The 22063-nt window shown below is 37.2% G+C and carries 15 protein-coding genes; 11 read left to right on the plus strand and 4 right to left on the minus strand.

The window, feature by feature from the left end; all coding sequences use genetic code 11:
* Nucleotides 1-1155 precede the first annotated feature (1155 nt).
* Entirely contained in the window at nucleotides 1156-2316 is a 1161-nt protein-coding gene (locus EZJ43_RS04425; protein ID WP_133261461.1) for an iron-containing alcohol dehydrogenase, read from the minus strand.
* Nucleotides 2317-2325: 9 nt separating this feature from the next.
* Nucleotides 2326-3321: an NADP-dependent oxidoreductase gene (locus tag EZJ43_RS04430; RefSeq protein WP_133261462.1), complete on the minus strand. Its 996-nt coding sequence runs from the start codon at nucleotides 3319-3321 to the stop codon at nucleotides 2326-2328.
* Nucleotides 3322-3610: 289 nt separating this feature from the next.
* On the opposite strand from EZJ43_RS04430, the gene EZJ43_RS04435 reads away from it, so the two are divergent.
* From EZJ43_RS04435 to EZJ43_RS04485, 11 genes are all read left to right on the plus strand, one after another.
* On the plus strand, nucleotides 3611-3877 hold the full coding sequence (locus EZJ43_RS04435) for a helix-turn-helix domain-containing protein (protein ID WP_133261463.1): 267 nt from the start codon (nucleotides 3611-3613) through the stop codon (nucleotides 3875-3877).
* Between the two features lie 59 nt (nucleotides 3878-3936).
* On the plus strand, nucleotides 3937-4584 hold the full coding sequence (locus tag EZJ43_RS04440) for an HD domain-containing protein (protein WP_133261464.1): 648 nt from the start codon (nucleotides 3937-3939) through the stop codon (nucleotides 4582-4584).
* A 165-nt stretch (nucleotides 4585-4749) separates the two neighbouring features.
* Nucleotides 4750-5040, plus strand: coding sequence for a co-chaperone GroES (locus EZJ43_RS04445; protein ID WP_133261465.1), 291 nt, complete (start codon nucleotides 4750-4752; stop codon nucleotides 5038-5040).
* Between the two features lie 98 nt (nucleotides 5041-5138).
* Entirely contained in the window at nucleotides 5139-6776 is a 1638-nt protein-coding gene (groL, locus tag EZJ43_RS04450) for a chaperonin GroEL (RefSeq protein ID WP_133261466.1), read from the plus strand.
* A gap of 261 nt (nucleotides 6777-7037) precedes the next feature.
* A complete protein-coding gene (locus EZJ43_RS04455) occupies nucleotides 7038-15065 on the plus strand; it encodes a PKD domain-containing protein (protein ID WP_133261467.1) in 8028 nt (2675 codons plus the stop codon).
* The gene (locus EZJ43_RS04460; RefSeq protein ID WP_133261468.1) at nucleotides 15062-16078 is read left to right on the plus strand and encodes a PorP/SprF family type IX secretion system membrane protein; all 1017 of its coding nucleotides are present in this window, start codon (nucleotides 15062-15064) and stop codon (nucleotides 16076-16078) included. Before EZJ43_RS04455 ends, EZJ43_RS04460 begins: the two co-directional genes overlap by 4 nt.
* A 27-nt stretch (nucleotides 16079-16105) precedes the next feature.
* Nucleotides 16106-16762 carry an MgtC/SapB family protein gene (locus EZJ43_RS04465; protein ID WP_133261469.1) on the plus strand — a complete coding sequence of 219 codons (657 nt, stop codon included), beginning with the start codon at nucleotides 16106-16108 and terminating at the stop codon, nucleotides 16760-16762.
* A gap of 126 nt (nucleotides 16763-16888) precedes the next feature.
* Nucleotides 16889-18316: an L-serine ammonia-lyase gene (locus EZJ43_RS04470; RefSeq protein WP_133261470.1), complete on the plus strand. Its 1428-nt coding sequence runs from the start codon at nucleotides 16889-16891 to the stop codon at nucleotides 18314-18316.
* Nucleotides 18317-18456: 140 nt separating this feature from the next.
* A complete protein-coding gene (locus EZJ43_RS04475) occupies nucleotides 18457-19089 on the plus strand; it encodes a peroxiredoxin (RefSeq protein WP_133261471.1) in 633 nt (210 codons plus the stop codon).
* 15 nt (nucleotides 19090-19104) lie between these two features.
* Nucleotides 19105-19413, plus strand: a complete 309-nt coding sequence (locus tag EZJ43_RS04480; RefSeq protein WP_133261472.1) for a thioredoxin family protein — start codon at nucleotides 19105-19107, stop codon at nucleotides 19411-19413.
* Nucleotides 19413-19661 (plus strand): DUF6952 family protein, encoded by a 249-nt coding sequence (locus tag EZJ43_RS04485; protein WP_133261473.1) that lies wholly within the window; start codon nucleotides 19413-19415, stop codon nucleotides 19659-19661. Before EZJ43_RS04480 ends, EZJ43_RS04485 begins: the two co-directional genes overlap by 1 nt.
* 92 nt (nucleotides 19662-19753) lie before the next feature.
* Here EZJ43_RS04485 and EZJ43_RS04490 read toward each other — a convergent pair whose 3' ends face one another.
* Nucleotides 19754-20776 (minus strand): LacI family DNA-binding transcriptional regulator, encoded by a 1023-nt coding sequence (locus EZJ43_RS04490; protein ID WP_133261474.1) that lies wholly within the window; start codon nucleotides 20774-20776, stop codon nucleotides 19754-19756.
* Nucleotides 20777-20849: 73 nt separating this feature from the next.
* A complete protein-coding gene (locus EZJ43_RS04495; RefSeq protein WP_133261475.1) occupies nucleotides 20850-22010 on the minus strand; it encodes an acyltransferase family protein in 1161 nt (386 codons plus the stop codon).
* Nucleotides 22011-22063 lie beyond the last annotated feature (53 nt).

The raw sequence follows: 22063 nt of genomic DNA on the forward strand, positions 1-22063 counted from the left end.
AATTTGGATCGAAAAGAGACCCAAGTGAGCGGGTTATTAAAGATTTGAAAGAAGGTTGATAAAAATAGCTGACTTTTTAAACAAAAGAGGCAAGTTTTAAAAACATGACTTCTTTACAAATAATACACGTAATCCCAATTTGGATCGAAAAGAGACCCAAGCGAGCGGGTTACTAAAGATTTGAAATAAGATTGATAAAAATAGCTGGCTTTTTAAACAAAAGAGGTTTTAAAAACTTGACTTCTTTACAAATAATACACGTAATCCCAATTTGGATCGAAAAGAGACCCTAGCGAGCGGGTTAATAAAGATTTGAAAGAAGATTGATAAAAATAGCTGGCTTTTTAAACAAAAGAAGTCAAGTTTTAAAAACTTGAATTCTTTACAAATAATACACGTAATCCCAATTTGGATCGAAAAGAGACCCTAGCGAGCGGGTTATTAAAGATTTGAAAGAAGATTGATAAAAATAGCTGGATTTTTAAACAAAAGAAGTCAAGTTTTAAAAACTTGACTTCTTTACAAATAATACACGTAATCCCAATTTGGATCGAAAAGAGACCCTAGCGAGCGGGTTAATAAAGATTTGAAAGAAGATTGATAAAAATAGCTGACTTTTTAAACAAAAGATGTCAAGTTTTAAAAAATTGACTTCTTTACAAATAATACACGTAATCCCAATTTGGATCGAAAAGAGACCCTAGTGAGCGAGTTACTAAAGATTTGAAAGAAGATTGATAAAGATAGCTGGCTTTTTAAACAAAAGAAGTCAAGTTTTTAAAACTTGACTTCTTTACAAATAATACACGTAATCTCAATTTGGATCGAAAAGAGACCCAAGTGAGCGGGTTACTAAAAACCAACCCGAAGATTAATAAAAAAAGCCATCAGTTAACAAAAAACTGAAGGCTTTTTTAAACCGAAGATTTCGGAGATTTTAACCCTACTTTAATTAAAACGCATTTTTTTGACGACTGCACTATGCGCCATGCTGGCGTTAGGGATGGGCGGGGCTTGGTGCCAATTTTTTATTGGCACGGTAGCGAAGCGAACCCCCAGACAGCCCGGGCCCGATTTTCCATCGGGCAACGCAAAAAAATATCTAGCTATAATTAAATATTTATGTTGAGGGAATTAAAATTGCCGAACTTAAGGTTAATAACTCATTTCTACAATCTTTTTGGCATCATTAGGCGTAAGGTTTTTATGTTCTCCAAGGCCTAACCAACCACGTTCTGTAAAACGTTTCGAAACTATGTTTCCGGTTTCTGAGTAATCTTCGGTATAATCAGATAATTTAATATCGATGCCTAAAGATTTGAAAAATTCGTCGGTTTTCGCTATGCCAATTTTGGCTTTTTCTTCAGTACTTCCTGCCGTAACATTCCAAACCCGTTCTGCATATTGCGCTAATTTTTCTTTTTTTGTTTCGAAGTTGTAGCGGTAATGATTTGAGGCCAAAATGGCTAAAGTTCTTGCATGATCGATACCATACAAAGCCGTTAATTCATGGCCCATTGCATGTACTGCCCAATCTGTAGGTACGCCCTGTTGCAACAAACCATTAAGTGCCATTGTGCAACACCACATAAAATTGCTTGCTGCTTTATAGTCGCTTGGGTTTTTCATAATTTCAGGTGCCACTTCAATTAATGTTTTTAAAACACTTTCAGCGAAACGATCTTGCAAACTTGCGCCTGAAGGATAGGTCATGTATTGCTCTAAAACATGGGTAAACGAATCTGCAATTCCGTTAGCCAATTGGCGCTGCGGGATAGATGCCACGACCGTTGGATCCAAAATTGAAAACAGCGGAAATAAACCAGGTCCACCAACAGCTAATTTTTCTTTTGTCTCTTCTCTTGTAATTACCGAGCCAGAATTCATCTCAGAACCTGTAGCAGGTAAAGTTAATACTGTTGCAAAAGGCATTGCCGAGGTAACTGGTTTACGATCGGTCATTAAATTCCATGGCGTTTCGCCTTCATATTCTGCAGCGGCAGCTAAAAATTTTGTGCCATCTATTACAGAACCACCACCCACGGCCAATAGAAAGTCGATTTTTTTGTCTTTAATTACCTTTAGTGCATCAAGCAAAACGCTGTATTCTGGGTTGGCCGGAATTCCGCCAAACTCAACAACGTCAAATGCCGAAAGTGCTTTTTTTACGTTATCGTATATGCCATTTTTTTTAATGCTACCACCACCATAAAGCATTAGTACTTTAGAATTAGCCGGAATTTCGGTTGCTAAGTTTTCTATTTGGTCTTTACCAAATAATATCTTCGTTGGATTTCTAAATTTGAAATTATTCATAATAACTAATTATATTTTTACAATCATTTTCCCGTTGTTTTTACCTTCAAAAAGATCGATAAAAGCTTGTGGGATATTATTAAAGCCTTCTACAATGGTTTCAGATGAAACGAGTTTACCTTCTTTTAACCAAGTAGATAGCTGTTTTATACCGTCAGGGAATTTATCGGCGTAGTTGCCTACAATAAATCCCTGCATTAATACACTTTTTTTAATTAAAAATTGCTCTACCCGTGGCCCTTGCGGAGGCGTTGTGTCATTGTACGAAGATATTGCGCCGCAAACAATTACCCTACCTAATCTATTTATATTGGCATGCACGCCATCAGAAATTTCGCCGCCTACGTTATCAAAATAAACATCGACACCATTAGGGCAAAAATTGGCAATTGCCTTGGTTATGTTTGGTTCTGTATTGTAATTTATGGCTTCATCAAACCCAAAATCAGTTTTTAAAGCATTTACTTTCTCATCAGTACCTGCTATCCCTACAACCCTGCAACCTAAAATTTTGCCAATCTGCCCCACCATATTGCCCACTGCACCTGCTGCACCAGAAACAACAATTGTTTCACCTTTTTTTGGAACACCAATTTCTGAGAGCCCAAAATAAGCGGTTAAACCGGTCATCCCTAAAATACCCAAATAATTAGATAGTGGTGCTAAACTTTCATTAACCTTTGTTAAGTTTTTTCCGTTTGATAATTGAAATTCCTTCCAATCTAAACCGCCAGAAACGAACTCGCCAACTTTGTATCCATCTACATTGGAGGCAACAACTTCGGCCACCCCTCCAGAATTTATAGGTTTACCGAGCTCAAAAGATGCTATATAAGATTTCGATTCGCTCATTCTTCCTCTTAAGTAAGGATCTACAGAAATAAACTTTGTTTTCAAGAGCATTTCACCTGCTCCGATTTCTGGTTTTTCCTCAGTTGAAAATTTAAAATCAGAAAGTTTAGGTTTGCCGTCAGGGCGACTATTTAAAAGAATTACGTTATTCATTTTTAGTTATTGTTATAAAATTGATTGTTAATTGTACTACTTAATTTAACAGCGTTATAGGGCAAATGTTATTGTTTGTTTTGTAAACATTGATAAAATATTTCTTAAACATAATCTATACCTCTTATTCAATATATTGAGCTTAAAAAATTACATTTCTATCGCATAGCCACAGGCTTTAATTCACGTATTTCTCGCCTAATATTATACTTAATAATTGATTTAAAACTAAAATCATCTAGATCTCGTACATGTACGCAGAGCCACACCAAATTATCAATTTATTACTATGGAAAATTTTGCTTTAAGAACTAAAAATGTTGCTGGTAGCATCAGAAAGTTGCGCGAATACAAAGACTACACTCAGGATTATTTGGCTGCAAAGCTTAAAATATCACAGAATGCCTATAGTAAAATTGAGCTCGGTTACAGTAAACTCTCGTTAGAACGCTTTTTTCAAATCGCTTTTATTTTAGATATTAATCCGTCTAAATTAATCACCTTAAATGATGCTGATTTAATTGAAGCCATCACTACAAATAATATTGCACATTAATTGGCGATAAATTTGTTCTGACTGTACAATAGAATACTTTTGTGCAGAAAATTATTTTTATGAATACAATTTTAAGTTCTACAATTTCTTTTGTTAAAGAAACATTAGCCAACGCCGAAGCAGGGCACGATTGGTTCCATATCGAGCGCGTTTACAAATCGGCCATCGAAATAAATAAAACCGAAAAAGGCAACGGGTTGGTTGTGCAATTGGCTGCTCTTTTGCATGATATTGCAGATTCTAAATTTAACAACGGTGATGAAGAAATTGGGCCAAATAAGGCTTCTGATTTTTTGAAATCCATTAATGTTGATGTGGAAACGATTAATCATGTAAAGCTGATTATACAAAATATGTCGTTTAAAAACAGCTTTGATTCCGTTAGTTTTAACTCAAAAGAATTGCAAATTGTACAAGATGCTGATCGGTTAGATGCCATTGGCGCTATCGGCATTGCTAGAGCATTTACTTACGGCGGGTTTAAAAATAGGGTGCTTTACGATCCAGAAATTAAACCTGTAACCGAACATTCTAAAGAGAGTTATAAGAACACAAGTGCACCAACTATAAATCATTTTTACGAGAAATTGCTTCTTTTAAAAGATATGATGAATACTGAAACTGGAAAAGCCCTGGCTCTTGGGCGACATGAATTTATGGAAACATTCCTAGATCAATTTTATGCAGAGTGGGAAGGTAAACGATAAAAAAGCCCTACTCATCAACCTGCCAAGCTGACACCCCAATTTAATTTATGAATAGTAAATTGACAGTAGTGGTGAAAATTTGTCTATCCTAACCTATTGGCACAAAAAGTGATAAATACACTGTAGTAATTAAAATTAAACTCAAATATAAAATTATAAAAAGTTATGGCGTTAAACCTTAAACCAATTGCTGGCACATCCAACAGAGTAATTGTTGAACCGGCTGCGGCTGAAGAAAAAACTGCATCCGGGTTATACATCCCTGATACCGCAAAAGAAAAACCATCAAAAGGAACAGTAGTTTCTGTTTCTGAAGAAGATTCTGACGAGAAAAAACCAAGTGTTAAAGTTGGCGATATTGTAATTTATGGTAAATATGGCGGTACGGAATTTCCTTACGAAGGTAAAGATTACCTAATTATGCGCGAAACTGATATCTACGCAGTAGTTGGATAATACAAAGTATAAAGTTAAAAGTTTAAATAGATGTGTTTTTTTGAGTTTGGAACGCTAGTCTCATATCTCATATCTCATATCTCAAATCTATTATAAAAATGTCTAAACAAGTAAAATATAACGTAGAAGCACGTGACGCTCTGAAACGCGGTGTTGATATCTTAGCAAATGCAGTAAAAGTAACTTTAGGTCCAAAAGGACGTAATGTAATTATAGATAAAAAGTTTGGCTCTCCAGCTATTACTAAAGATGGTGTTACAGTTGCAAAAGAAATCGAATTGAAAGATGCAGTTGAAAACATGGGTGCACAAATGGTTAAAGAAGTGGCTTCTAAAACTGCAGATATTGCTGGTGATGGAACGACAACGGCTACCGTTTTAGCGCAGGCAATTATTACTACTGGTATTAAAAATGTTGCTGCGGGTGCAAATCCAATGGATTTAAAACGCGGTATTGATAAAGCAGTTGTTGCAGTTGTTGCTAATTTAAAAGCACAATCGCAAACAGTTGGCGAAGACAATAACAAAATTAAGCAAGTTGCATCTATCTCAGCTAATAATGATGAGGTAATCGGTTCGTTAATTGCTGAGGCGATGGGCAAAGTTGGTAAAGATGGTGTAATAACTGTTGAAGAAGCAAAAGGTACAGAGACAGAAGTAAAGACTGTTGAAGGTATGCAATTTGATAGAGGTTATTTATCTCCATATTTTGTAACTAATGCAGATAAAATGGAAGCGGAATTAGAAAATCCTTACATTTTAATTTACGATAAAAAAATTAGCAACATGAAAGAATTGTTGCCAGTTTTAGAAAAAACCGTTCAAACCGGTAAGCCTCTTGTAATTATTGCAGAAGATTTAGATGGAGAAGCTTTAGCTACTTTGGTGGTTAATAAAATTCGTGGTTCATTGAAAGTTGTTGCTGTTAAAGCACCAGGTTTTGGCGATAGAAGAAAAGCAATGTTAGAAGACATCGCAATTTTAACTGGCGGTATTGTAGTATCAGAAGAAAGAGGTTACAAATTAGAAAATGCTGATTTAACTTACTTAGGTACTGCAGAAAAAGTTGTTGTAGATAAAGACAACACTACTATAATTAACGGTGCTGGTAATTCTGAAGACATTAAATCTCGCGTTAGTCAGATTAAATCTCAAATCGAGACCACTACTTCTGATTACGATAAAGAAAAATTACAAGAGCGTTTGGCTAAATTAGCTGGCGGTGTTGCTGTTCTTTATGTTGGTGCAGCTAGTGAGATTGAAATGAAAGAGAAGAAAGACCGTGTTGATGATGCTTTACATGCAACTCGTGCAGCTGTAGAAGAAGGTATTGTTGCTGGTGGTGGCGTTGCCTTTATCCGTGCGGTAGAAGCATTAGCTGATTTAAAAGGCGAAAACGAAGATGAAAATACTGGTATTCAAATCATTCGTCGCGCTATTGAAGAGCCGTTACGTCAAATTTGCGAAAATGCAGGTATTGAAGGTTCTATCGTAGTACAAAAAGTTAAAGAAGGTAAAGCAGATTTCGGTTATAATGCACGTACCAACGTTTACGAAAACTTAATTGGTGCTGGTGTAATTGATCCAACAAAAGTAAGTCGTGTAGCATTAGAAAATGCTGCATCTATTGCATCGATGTTATTAACTACAGAAGTAGTTTTAGCTGATGAGCCAGAAGAAGCTGGTGCTGGCGGTCATCCTCCAATGGGTGGTGGTGGCATGGGTGGAATGATGTAATCACCCATCTAATAAAAATTTCGTGTAAAATTTATCCCCAAGCCATACCGCTTGGGGATTTTTTTGTGCCTTTCTATTCTGAAAAAGTAGTTTTCAAAAATATTTTGGCGTATTTGTATTTTTCGTGTAAAAATATTTGGTATCCTATTTCTTTTAACTATTTTGTAAGTTAAGATTTTATGAACTTTTCATAGCTATTAAGCACATTGCGGTTGGTTAAAAAATTTTCAAATAAATCTGTCCCTATTGTTGAAGATTTTTATGAAAAGATGTAGAAAGATTGCGCGCATTGCTTTTTTTATTTTTTTATCCCATTTTTTTTGCCTCGCCGCATTTGCGCAGGTAAATATTGGCGCTGTTGACCCTGGGCCATATACCGCAGGAAGTACAATAGCTATTCCTTTTTCCGCTGGTAGCACGCCATGCGTAGCACCCGCAAATGAGTTTCAGCTTTTTCTCTCCGATGAGTCAGGAAACTTCGCAACTGAAACGCAAATTGGCACCTACAATGGGTTTTACAGCACCTTTATTAATGGCATAATACCAACAACGGGACTTATCCCCGGTACTGGTTACAGGGTTCGAATTAAATCAACAGATCCCGTTTCAATTTCTACAGTGTCCAATTCTTTTGAGATTAAAGCAGGAACACCAGTGATTGCAAAATTAACATCTACTTTAATAGGAACCGACCCAGATATTTTTGGCAGTTGTGCAGGACAAGCGAATAAAACATTTTACTTAAAAAATGAATCTACCGCCGGAAGCACAATTAATACCACCATAAAAGACGAGTTAAATGGCGACGTAATAACCACAACCTTCCCAACTCAAATTGCTACTGTAGTTGCCAAATTAACCCATTACACCATCTTTACAAGGTTAGAAATGCCAGATGGATCAATCGCAACGAAGGCTAATTTTCTAATTAATAATGATGCAATTACCGCATTTACAACTGTTGGAAATAATATTGTGTGTTTGCCAACGGGCGAGTTACAGTTTAAAGTAAATACAAGCGACCTAGAAAAGAATTTTCCGGGAAACACCTATATCATTAACTGGGGTGACGGTACATTTGACGAGTACACCATTTGCGACATAAAAAGCAAAGGAGAAATTGTATCGCATACTTATAAAAAATCTTCATGCGGCAACGTGTCAACTTCTGGCTCTAATACAACTTATAATGCATTTGATGTAAGTATAAAAGTACAAAATACTTTCTGTGGATTTATCGGCTCGCCAATTTATGCTTTCGCAAAAGTTGTTCTTAAACCCCAAAACAAATTTACAGGCCCAATTACGGCATGTACAAATGCTGCTGTTACTTTTAAAAACAATTCTACAAAGGGCGAAAATCCAAATTCTTCCGGGCCAGGATGCACAGCTAATAACGTAACCTATAACTGGTTTGTTGATGGAAATATCGTTGAATTTGATGTAGCATTGGATTTTGATTTTGTATATACTTTCACTACAAAAGGCATACACACGGTTCGGTTAGAATCAAACAATTCTGGTGCCTGTAATGCCGATCCTTTCGAAAAAGAAATTTGTATTCAAGATCCACCTAAACCAAAATTTGCACTTTCAAATACCACAATTTGTACCTCAAACACTATAAAAGTAACCGATTTATCCATCATTGATAATACCTGTAATGTGCCGAGTGTTTATTCTTGGGTTGTTACGCCAGCTGTTAGTTATGCTAATGGCACAAATTCTTCTAGCCCACAACCAGAATTTATTTTCAGCACCCCAGGTTTATACAGTATTGTATTAAACATTTCGTCGGCATCCTGCGGCGTGGTTTCAACCATAGCCCAAAATGTTGTGGTAAATGAAACACCAACAATTACATTATCGCCCGATGTTGCTTTATGTAATTTAGCCACCTACGATTTTAATAATTTAACACTTGGTCCAACAAGAACAGTTATTGCTGGAACTTATCTTGATTTACCTTCCACCTATATTTGGACTGTAACGGGTGGGGCATTTTCGTTCGCCAACGGAACCGATGCGAGCACTAAATATCCTTCGATAGAATTTAAAGATTACACCACTTACACCGTATCGGTAACACAAACTAATGGATGTGGCGCCGAAACGAAATCGCAAAAAATCTCGTTTAGTACTGCACCACAGGTTGATGCAGGAATTGACCAATCGATTTGTTTTAACGATGGAAGCTTTGCATTAACAGGTGTTATTACAGGACCTACCAGTTCATCCGTGTGGATTGGCGGTTTTGGAGTTTTTACCCCAAATAGAAACAGCCTAAATGCTACCTATACGCCAACCACAACAGAGAAAAACACAGGCTCATTAATTTTAACCTTAAGGGCAACAACAACTTTACCCGCGCCTTGTAACCAAATTGATGATGAAATAACTTTAACCATAAAACCCGATATAAGCATAACAAGTGCACCTTCAAAAAATATCTGTACCGGCACTAATGTTAATTATCAACCTACAAATAATGTTATTGGCAGCACATATACATGGACCGCCAGCGGATCGGCAAGTGGATTTACGCCCGTCGGTTCTGGTCAGATTAATGATTTACTTACCAATGCTAACCCTTTAGTTGATGCAACCGTAACGTACGTAATTACGCCTCATAATGACGGGTGCAATGGTACGCCGTTTAATTTTATCGTAACTGTAAAACCTCGACCAGACATTGCCTATACAGCACCAACAGATGCCATTTGCAATAAAACATCATCGGCTATTACGTTGTCTTCAAATTTGGCCGGCACCACTTATACGTACACAAGTGTAGTTACTGCGGGCACATTGTCAGGGAATTCGGCGAGTGCTATCGCTTCTCCTATTGTGGCAATTAATGATATATTAACCAATACCGGCACAACTGAGGCTACGGTGAAATATACCGTAACGCCAAATGCTGGCAATGGTTGCGGTGGAACAGCTGTTGATATTGAAGTTAAAGTTTTGCCTGGTGCCAGTATTGCATTTGCTGGCGCTGATGATGAAGTTTGCAACGTAACAAATTATACGTTAAATGGTAATAATCCAATAGTTGGAATAGGAAAATGGACAGTTGTATCTGCACCGAATACCATAAATTTTGTTGATACACAATTTGACACAGCAATAACTGGCCTAATACCCGGAAATTCTTACGAGTTAAAATGGACTATTGCTGATGGTTGCTCCAGTAGCTCGGATAATGTAATTATTAAAGTAAATAAACCATCGGCTGGCGGAACAACCACTGGCGCAGCAACTGTTTGCGCAGGAAACAGTAACGGAACAATTACTTTAAATGCACAGGTTGGAAATATTTTAAGGTGGGAATCATCGCCCGATGGCACCAATTGGACAAATATTGGCAATGCAGGAGAAACTTCCATCAACTACACAAACTTAAACGCAACAACACATTACCGCGCAGTGATTAAAAATGGCGTATGTGCCGAAGCAAATTCCACTGAAACAATCATAACCGTTAATCAAGGTGCAGTAGTTGCAAAAGTTGGTGCCGACCAAGTAATATGCAACAGTACTACTACAACACTTACCGGTAACAATCCGTTAACCAATATTGGTTTGTGGGAACTTTTACCAGCCGATCCTTCTGTAATAATAACCAACCCAGGTTTATACAATACAACCGTTACAGGTTTAGTACCGGGTCAAACTTATTCTTTCCGTTGGACAATTTCTGGATTAGCACCCTGCCCTTCAACATCGGCAATTTTAAAAGTTCAGATTGATTTGCCATCAAAAGGCGGAACAACAACTGGCGCAGCAACTGTTTGCGCAGGAAACAGTAACGGAACAATTACTTTAAATGCACAGGTTGGCAATATTTTAAGGTGGGAATCATCGCCCGATGGCACCAATTGGACAAATATTGGCAATGCGGGAGAAACTTCCATCAACTACACAAACTTAAACGCAACAACACATTACCGCGCAGATACTAAAAATGGCGTATGTGCCGAAGCGAATTCCACTGAAACCGTTATTACCGTTAATCAAGGTGCAGTAGTTGCAAAAGTTGGTGCCGACCAAGTAATATGCAACAGTACTACTACAACACTTACCGGTAACAATCCGTTAACTAATATAGGTTTGTGGGAACTTTTACAAGCCGATCCTAGTGTAATAATAACCAACCCAGGTTTATACAATACAACCGTAACAGGTTTAGTGCCGGGTCAAACTTATTCTTTCCGTTGGACAATTTCTGGATTAGCACCTTGCCCTTCAACATCGGCAATATTAAAAGTTCAGATTGATTTGCCATCAATTGGCGGAACAACCACTGGCGCAGCAACTTTTTGCGCAGGAAACAGTAATGGAACAATTACTTTAAATGCACAGGTTGGAAATATTTTACGATGGGAATCATCGCCCGACGGCACCAATTGGACAAATATTGGCAATGCAGGAGAAACTTCTATCACCTACACAAACTTAAATGCAACAACACATTACCGCGCAGCTACTAAAAATGGCGTATGTGCTGAAGCGAATTCTACTGAAACCGTTATTACTGTTAATCAAGGTGCAATTGTTGCAAAAGTTGGTGCCGACCAAGTAATATGCAACAGTACTACTACAACACTTACCGGTAACAATCCGTTAACTAATATAGGTTTGTGGGAACTTTTACCGGCTGATCCTAGTGTAATAATAACCAGCCCAGGTTTATACAATACAACCGTAACAGGTTTAGTGCCGGGACAAACTTATTCTTTCCGTTGGACAATTTCCGGATTAGCACCCTGCCCTTCAACATCGGCAATATTAAAAGTTCAGATCGATTTGCCATCAAATGGCGGAACAACCACTGGCGCAGCAACTGTTTGCGCTGGAAACAGTAACGGAACAATTACTTTAAATGCACAAATTGGCAATATTTTAAGGTGGGAATCATCGCCCGATGGCACCAATTGGACAAATATTAGCAATGCGGGAGAAACTTCCATCACCTACACAAACTTAAACGCAACAACACATTTCCGCGCAGTTACGAAAAATGGCGTATGTGCCGAAGCAAATTCTACTGAAACCGTTATTACTGTTAATCAAGGTGCAATTGTTGCAAAAGTTGGTGCCGACCAAGTAATATGCAACAGTACTACTACAACACTTACCGGTAACAATCCGTTAACCAATATAGGTTTGTGGGAACTTTTACCGGCTGATCCTAGTGTAATAATAACCAACCCAGGTTTATACAATACAACCGTTACAGGTTTAGTGCCGGGACAAACTTATTCTTTCCGTTGGACAATTTCCGGATTAGCACCTTGCCCTTCAACATCGGCAATATTAAAAGTTCAGATTGATTTGCCATCAAATGGAGGAACAACGACAGGGGATGCAATATTCTGTTCTACCACAAATACTGGAAGCATTTTACTGGGCGGCCAAACTGGGCAGATTGTAAAATGGCAATCATCTATAGATGGAACGAATTGGGTTGATATTAACTCAACTGCCAATCCTTATATTTATTCAAATGTTACAACTACAACTCAATTTAGAGCAGCAGTTTCTAATGGAATATGTGGCGAAGTACTTTCAACCGAGACTAAAATAACAATTAATCCAATTACGGTAGCTGCAACAGTAAATGCAGATCAAAATATTTGCTCAGGTAACAGCGCAATTTTAACGGGTAACGACCCATCGCCAAACACAGGTTTATGGACGCTAGTTTCTGGACAATCAGGTGTAATCATTACAAATTCAACATCAAATGTTGCAACAGCTACAGGTTTAATCCCGGGTGAAAATTACATCTTCAGATGGACGATTAGCGGGTTTGCATCTTGTCCACCGACATTTGCTGAAACAGCAGTAAACTATTACCCAACCGTAGTAAATACAATTTCTGGAAGTGCTACACCAGTTTGTTCAGGCCAAAATATGACCATTATTGGGGATGCGCCAACAGGCGGAACAGGAATTTACACCTATCAATGGCAAAGTAGTGCCGATGGAACAAATTTCACGGATATTTCTGGCGAAACTAGCAAAGATTTGGGTTTGACTGTTCTTACTACCCAATATTATCAACGTATTGTAAACAGTAACGTGTGTACATCAATTAGTAATATTGTAAAAATTACGGCCTTGCCTTCGCTCGCCAATAATACCATTACCGCTACGCAGGCAGTTTGTGTGGGCGATATTCCAGCACCGCTAATTGGCAGTTTACCCACTGGTGGCGATGGCAGTTATACCTATCAATGGCAGTCGAGTTTTGATGGCGCAACTTGGGTTGATCTCAATTTAGAAAACAACATCGACCTTACTTTACCCACTCCAACTTCTACTATTTTATATCGGAGAATTGTTGGTAGCGCAGCCTGTACCGGAGCTTTCGAAAATGTAAGTAATGTAATTAAAGTTACCTTAAACCCACACGCTAAAGCAGAATTTACCTCCACAACAAACAAGGCTTGTTCGCCTTTTATATTAACACCTTCAAACATAATTGCTATTCCTTATCCCGATAGGAATAACACTTATACTTGGTATGCAGATAATATACCCATTGGAACAGGAGAAATTTTTCCCGGATATACAATTACTAACGAAAACCATACTGTTGCAATAAAATTAGTAGTAACAAGTAGCTTGAATTGTAGGAGTGATGAATACACCCAAACCTTTAGCACATTTTCTACAATCATAGCTTCATTTTCACAATCGGCAATAAATATTTGCAGCACCGAGCGCATAACCTTTACCAATACATCAACCTCATTAACAGCAGGTACTTTTCTATGGGATTTTGGCAACGGTACTACCTCAAATTTAACATCTCCCCCTCCGGTTATTTATTTAGGCACCAATAACGGCAGAGATACTACTTATGTAGTTAAGCTTACTTCAATAACAACATGTGGCACATCAACCAGCACATCAAACGTAACTGTTATCGGCAAAGCTACTTCCATTTTTTCTCCAGATAAAACACTTGCCTGCGTGGGATCGACTATCATTTTCAGCAATTTCTCACCTGGCAACTCAAACGTTTATAAATATGATTTTGATGATGGTTCTCCAATTTTAACCGTTACCGATAACCAACCCGTTTCGCATACTTATGACACTTTTGTAAAATTAGATTATACCGTAAAGTTAACAGTAAAAAACAGTTGTGGCACATCCACATCAACGCATATTATACGCATTTACCCAAATAACATTACACCAAGCTTTTTTGTTGATGGAAATAATACTGAAGGTTGTGCGCCTTTAACGGTTAACTTTACAAACAATACCCAAGGTGCGAGTAAATTTATTTACGATTTTGGTGATGGTGGCAGTTACTCTTCAAACGGAGGCGCAGTAGAAATTGTGCCCCACACCTTTACAACCCCGGGCGATTATGAGGTTAAAATGTTTGCAAGTAACGGCTGTTTCAGCGCGCCGGTTCAAATAATACCGATAAAAATTTATGCACAGCCAACTGTATCTTTTACCGCCGATAAATTAAGTGGTTGCAACGGCACTGTCGTTAAATTTAAAAATAACAGCATTAACGGAATCAGTTTTATCTGGGATTTTGGCGATGGAACAACATCCGATCAATTTGAACCAACACATACTTATTCTTCATCAGCAGTAGCCTACACGGTAACGCTAACGGCAAAAAATACGATGGGTTGCCCTAAAACAAGCATAATGGCTGATTATATAAATATTGTTTTGCCTCCAAAAGCAATTTTTACGGTGAGTCCGAATAATGAAATTAGCATCCCCGATTATACATTTAAGTTTAACAAAGAAAATGCAGAATTTGGAGAAAGCTGGACTTGGGATTTTGGCGATGGAAGTATATCAAAGGAACAGAACCCTACCCATACCTATGCCAATGTGGGTAAATTTAATGTAACCTTAAGGGTAACTAATGCTACCGGTTGCGAAACTGTTACCATGCAAGAAGTAAGGATAACAGGCGTAGAAGGGTTCTTAAATGTGCCAAATTCTTTCATGCCATCGAGTGCGAAAAGTGAATTGAGAACATTTATGGCTAAAGGCCGAGGATTAGAAAACTGGAGAATGACAGTTTTTAATAAATGGGGACAAATAATGTGGGAAACAACCCAACTATCCGAAAGTGCACCAATGGATGGATGGGACGGAACGTACAAAGGCCAAGAACAGCCACAGGGTGTATATTATTGGAAAATTGAAGTAAAGTTTATTAATGGAGGGGAATGGAAAGGCATGACGTATGATTCATCAGCACCTAAAAGGACAGGGGTAATATACTTAATAAGATGAGGGGAGCACTAAAAATATTCCTATTTATGGCCATGCCATTTTATAGTTTCTCGCAAGATCATATTTTTTCGCAATTTTATAATGCGCCAATTTATTTAAACCCAGCACTAACAGGCCAATTTGAGGGAAGTTTTAGGTTTAATGGTTTGTACCGTAATCAATGGAGTGGCCTAAGTGGCGACCTCTCTTACATTACAGCATCAGCTGATTTGAATTTACCGCAATATAGCAGTGGTGTAGGAATAACATTTAACAGAAGCAATGAGGGTACTGCCTATTTAACTAAAAATAATGTGGCCCTGAGCTATTCTTTCATTATTCCGGGGGATGATTTTACGTTGTCTTTTGGTTTACAAGGTGGCGTAACCAGTCAAAAATTAAATTGGGATAAACTTGTTTTTGGCGACCAAGTGGATGTAAGATACGGTTACATACCGGGTAGTATTTCTGGTGCCGAAAGACCACAAATAGATAGTAAATATTATTTTGATGCTGCAGCTGGTGCAAACTTTGTTTTCAAAAACTTTATGATTGGCGCCGGTATTCACCACTTAAACCGCCCAGATGAATCATTATCTGGTTTTAAAGCTCGTTTACCTGTAAGAACATCTGCTAATTTAAGTTACAAAATTACTTTAAACCCCGAGCAATTTGATAAAGACGGCACTTACCTAATTCCTTCGGTTGTTGTTTATAAACAGGTAAATGTAATAACGTTTAGCATGGGTACACAGTACAAATACCGAGGTATAAATGCTGGTATTTGGTACCGAAGCGATGGAAGTAACACTGGTAATGATGCTGTAGTACTTTCTGTTATTTTCGATATTTTTAGTAAAAAAAATAATGGCGAGAAGATAAGGTTGGGCTTAAGTCATGATGCCACAACATCTAAACTAAATTATACAAATACAAGCGGTACAACTGAAATTGGAGTGGGTTATGAACAATATTTCCCTAATAGTAAGGGTTATGGCATATACAATGGCTTAAGATGTTATGATTTTTACTAAATTACCATTTCAATACAAATATTGATTATGGAAAATTTTTTTGGCAATCATCACTTTCTTACCCAAACAGAAGTAAATAAGTTTTTGCTAACCACACTTCTCTGTGGTTTAATTGGTGCAGAAAGAGAATACCGAAGTAAATCGGCTGGTTTAAAAACCATGATTATGATTGGTTTGGGTGCTACTTTATTCACCATTCTCTCCATAAAAATTGGTTTAGGTTCTCAAGATAGAATTGCATCGAACATTGTAACAGGCATTGGTTTTTTAGGTGCTGGTGTAATTTTTAAAGAAGAAAATAGGGTAAAAGGACTTACCACAGCTTGTATCATTTGGATTGTTGCCGCCATAGGCATGGCCATTGGCTCGGGCTATTATGAGCAAGCAATTGGGGTAACTTTAGTGGTTTTAATATCGTTGCTGATTTTCCCTTTTATCGAGCAAATTGCAGATCGTAGATTTACAAAACGTGATTATAGGATTGTTAGAAAATACGATGCGCAGGTAATTGGTAACTACGAAGCTCTTTTTAAACTTTACAAGTTAAAATTTTTACAAGGCAAACAAACGCTTGGCAATAACCATATCACAGGCAATTGGACGGCAGTAGGAAAACCCGAAAACCATCAAAAGTTTGTTGAAGCAATGTTGGCCGATCAAGAAATTTTGGAGTTTGATTTTTAGGGCTAAAAATTATGCTGTATCAAGATTATCCACAATCTTAATTATGAATTAAAATCATCATGTCAAATAAAATTAAAGTTCGTCAATGATTAAAACTATCCTAGCTTTGCTTTACTAACTTACATCATGATAAAGGAACAAATCTCCGTTTTCGATATTTTTAAAATCGGCATTGGCCCATCTAGCTCGCATACGCTCGGGCCGTGGCGGGCAGCGCAGCAATTTACCGCTTCGTTAATTCACCACAATTTATTGGCAGATGTGGAAACGGTTAAAATATTATTGTACGGATCTTTAGCCAAAACCGGTAAAGGGCACGGAACGGATGTTGCCATTTTATTAGGCTTAACTGGTGCAGATCCGGTAACTTTTGATGTTGATGCAGTGACTTCAACTTTCGAATCTATCAAAAGCGATAAAAATTTGAGTTTAGCTGGTGAGGTAAATATCAACTTTCATTATGATACTGACTTACTTTTCTTATTTGCCGAAAGTCTGCCATTCCACCCTAATGCGGTTACTTTTCAGGCATTTTTAAAAACTGGTAAAGCTTTTTCAGAAACCTATTACTCTATCGGCGGAGGTTTTGTGGTTAAAGAAGGCGAAGATAGCAGCCAAAAACCACAGGTAGATTTACCTTTCCCAATGGAAAAAGCAAAAGATCTTTTACATTGGTGTTTATCTACAGGATTAAAAGTTAGTGACATTGTATTAGAGAATGAGCTAGCCTGGCGAACCGAAGCGGAAACTAAAGCTGGCATTTTACAGCATTTTGCTGTAATGCGCGACTGTACCTATCGCGGTTGCCACACTACTGGTATTTTACCTGGCGGATTAGATGTTGCCCGAAGAGCATATTTATTGAATAAACGATTAATCGGCAAAGCAGAATATCATGATTATAACTCATGGATAGTAGCCATTAAAAATGGCGGAAATGGGTTTAATTATATTTTAGATTGGGTAAGTTGTTTCGCACTTGCGGTTAATGAAGAAAATGCATCGTTTGGGCGGGTTGTTACAGCACCAACCAACGGCGCAGCTGGCGTAATACCTGCTGTTTTGCAATATTTTATGGCTTTTTGTGATGGATATACTGAAGATAAAATTATTCAATTTATCGCTTGTGCATCCGAAATTGGCAGCATATTTAAAAAAGGCGCTACCATTTCTGCTGCTATGGGCGGTTGTCAAGCAGAAATTGGTGTTTCTTCGGCAATGGCCGCTGCAGCTTTAACAGAATGTTTAGGTGGCTCGCAACGGCAAGTGCTAATGGCCGCCGAAATTGCAATGGAACATCATCTTGGCTTAACCTGCGATCCGATTGGTGGCTTGGTACAAATTCCATGTATCGAAAGAAATACAATGGGCGCCATAAAAGCAATTACCGCAAGTCAGCTCGCTTTGCAAAGTAATCCTGATAAGGCAAAAGTAAGTTTAGATGCGGTGGTAAATACCATGTGGGAAACCGCGCTAGATATGAATGTAAAATACAAAGAAACATCCGATGGTGGTTTAGCCACCAATATCCCAATAAGTTTACCCGAATGTTAATACCGCTTAACGTATCTATATAATAACTTATTTATATAAATTTTGTCTATACCTTTATCAAGGTAATGAATTAAAATTTAACATTGATATGTGATTCGAAAATTTCTATGCCGTATCTTTGCACCATAAAAAAAACAATTATGGCAATCGTAGGAAAAAAATTCCCAAGTGTTAGTATTGATGCAATGTCTGACATGGGAGATGATTTAAAGATCAATATATTTGAAGAAGCAGTAAACAAAAAAAGCAAAGTGTTATTGTTTTGGTATCCAAAAGATTTCACTTTTGTTTGTCCAACCGAGTTACACGCTTTCCAAGAGGCTTTACCCGAATTTGAAAAAAGAAATACCATTGTAATTGGCGCATCATGCGATACAAATGAAGTTCATTTTGCATGGTTAAATACACCAAAAGATAATGGCGGTATTGAAGGTGTTACTTATCCAATTTTGGCAGATACGCACAGACAATTATCAGGCATTTTAGATATTTTAGATCAAGAAGTAAATTATGACGAAGAGGGTAACGAAACTTTCTCAGGGTCAAATGTAGCTTTTAGAGCAACTTTTTTAATTGATGAAACTGGAAAAGTATTTCACGAAAGTGTAAATGATATGCCACTTGGCAGAAATGTTAAAGAATATTTGCGCTTAATTGATGCATATACTCACGTACAACAACATGGCGAAGTTTGTCCTGCAAATTGGGAAGAAGGAAAAGAAGCAATGAGCGCAAACAGAGATGGTGTTGCTGAATATTTAACAGCTCACTAATTTAAATTCAATAATATGTTTTTAGAATTAACAGAAGATAATCTTCAACAATATTTAAACGATAACCCAAAGGTTATGGTTCAATATGCAGCTTCGTGGTGTGGCAATTGCCGAATTATGAAGCCGAAGTTTAAAAAATTAGCATCAGAAAATGATGGTGTAGCTTTCTTAATTGTTGATGCCGAGAAATTTCCAAATTCACGCAAATTTGCGAACGTTGATAATTTACCAACTTTTGCAGCTTTTGAAGATGGTAAATTGGTAGATCAGGTGCAAACCAACAAGCCCGATGGTTTATTCGAACTTTTTAACAAAATAAAATAATGAAAATTCCAGTAATAAAACAGTTGTTTCAAACCAATTCTCCAGAAAAACTAGAAGCTACATTGGAGGTTTTAGAAGCATTCTGCGAGTTTAGAGGTGTTAGCGAAACTGAAATTGATGTAGCCGGAGAAATGATTACCAATATTTGTGGCGCTTTAGAAGTACATCAAATGGTAGCAGATGGTGCAGTGGAAAAAGATGCGCTTAATGCTTTCGGACAAAAAGTTATGGGTTCTATCGATAGATAATTATCCTTCGTATCGGAACAAAATTCTTAAAATTAGAAATGCCCCAAATTGTTTTACTTTTTGGGGCATTGTTTTTAAAGCAAGTTTCAATATTATTTGTAAATCCTCCCGGTAGATTCGCGATCAATTACAGTGGGCGTTAAAACCGTATGACTAACTTCATCGTATGGATTTCCCTGTTGAATCATTTTAAGAAACATTTTTGCACATTCCTTTCCCATTTCATTTGCATGCTGATCAATAGTAGATAAGTTTGGCGTAATGTAAGCGGAAAATCCCTCGTTCGAAAAACCTATTACGCCAATTTTAGGTGGCGTTTCGCCAATTTCAATCAGCTTTTTAATTGCACCCAAGGCGGTAAAATCATCGCCAGCAACAATGGCATCTGGCTTATTTTTTTTACGCATCAATTTACCAACACCAAAGCGCCCATCTTTTATAGATAAGCCACCGTAAATGATAAATTCATCTATAATCTCCAAATTATTATCTAATAACGCTTTTTTATATCCCTGCAAACGATCGCTAAAAATTTTGATTTGATGCACTGTTGTTAACAAAGCTATTTTTTTATACCCTTTATCAATTAAATGTTGTGTGGCAATATATCCAGCCATGAAATCATCTAAAGTAACCGTAGGCACACCAAAGCTTTTGTTAACACGATCGAAAAGTATTAGTGGTTTATTTTGCTTTACAACCTCTTCAAAATGATTAGTCTCATTCGTTTCTAATGACATTGATGCAATTATTCCATCTACTTGAGCTTCTAAAAGTGCTTTAACACCATTTATTTCCTTCGCTAAAGATTCGTTTGATTGATATAAAATGATTCGGTAACCTTTATCTTTCAACCCATCTTCTAAACTGTTGATCACAGATGCAAAGAAACTTGCCTGAACAGTTGGTACAATTACACCAATAATATTTGTTTTACCTAATTTGAGTGCAGTTGCGAGTTTATTGGGGGTATAATTTAGTGTTTTTGCTGTTTCTAATACAGCATTTTTTGTGGCTTTGCTAATTGTCGGAAAATCATTTAATGCCCTTGAAACCGTTGAGACCGTAATGTTGAGTGCTTTCGCAATATCGTAAATGGTCGTCTTTTTTTTCAAGGCTATTTAATAATATATTTTAGCAAATATGGTTATTCGTGGTAGCGTAAATATATAAAAACTATTTACCACCTTATACTTTAATGATGATGTTCTTTTTATACATAAACCAAAGCAATACATAAAAGGCGAGCACATAACTGACGGCCCAAACTACTGATGCATTTATGGGTGAAAAGTATGGCACATAAAAGCGTTGATAAAAATGAACAAGCAATCCATCCCTTACGCCTTTATTATTGGTAACTTTTATTAAATTAAGTAGCCGAGGAATAAAGCTCGACAGAAAAAACACGGTAATTGCATTTACACCGTAAATTACAAAAGGTGTGGTAAATTTTTTATATCCCTGCACATCAATTAACCAATAGCATAGCGCAAAAGCAATTGTTGCAAGCCCTCCAGTATATAACACGTAAGAACTTGTCCACAATGCTTTATTTATGGGGAATTGTAAATCCCATATTAAGCCTGCAATAGCGCATAAAGTACCTATTGCAAATAACCACGTTATTTTCGTAGGCGTATCTATTTCTTTTCTTCGGATGTAAACACCAACCAAAACACCAAATAAGCAAGTGGCTATTGCGGGCAATGTACTTAATACGCCCTCAGGATCCCAAGTAATAGATAGCGCCCAAGTATGCGCGGTAGTTAACACACCACGATCAATCCATGCGGCCAGGTTGGTTTCCTTTTCCATATTGGCAAAACCTACGCCCGGTACGGGCACAAAACACATTAATAACCAGTATAAAATTAGAATACCTACAAAAACGCGTAAAATATTTTTTGTAGAAAGTTTGATAAATAGGAGACTAGAAATGATAAAGACAATGCCTATTCGTTGTAAAACACCCATTATCCTAACCGTTTGAAAAGCATTCCAAACCTCAGTTCCATCTACAAAAGCACTCACAATTTTAAAAAATATAGCTAGGAAAAAGCCTAATAAATAAAGGACTAAACCTCTTTTAATGGCTTTTAAGATAATCTTTTTGTGTAAAGATGGATCGCTTTTGCCAGTGCCCATAGCAAAGGCAATAGAAACGCCGACAATCCATAAAAAAAATGGAAAAATTAAATCAGTTGGCGTACAACCATTCCAGTCCGAATGTTCTAATGGGCCATAAATATGTCCCCAATTACCAGGATTGTTAACCAAAATCATCGCTGCAACCGTTAAACCTCTAAAAAAATCGAGCGATAATAGGCGTTGTTTAGTGGTTTGCATAGTTATAGCAGATTTGGTTTTGTATATTCTAATTTAAAACATTGTTTTTGCAA

This window comes from Pedobacter changchengzhani (assembly GCF_004354365.1).
Lineage (GTDB): Bacteria > Bacteroidota > Bacteroidia > Sphingobacteriales > Sphingobacteriaceae > Pedobacter > Pedobacter changchengzhani.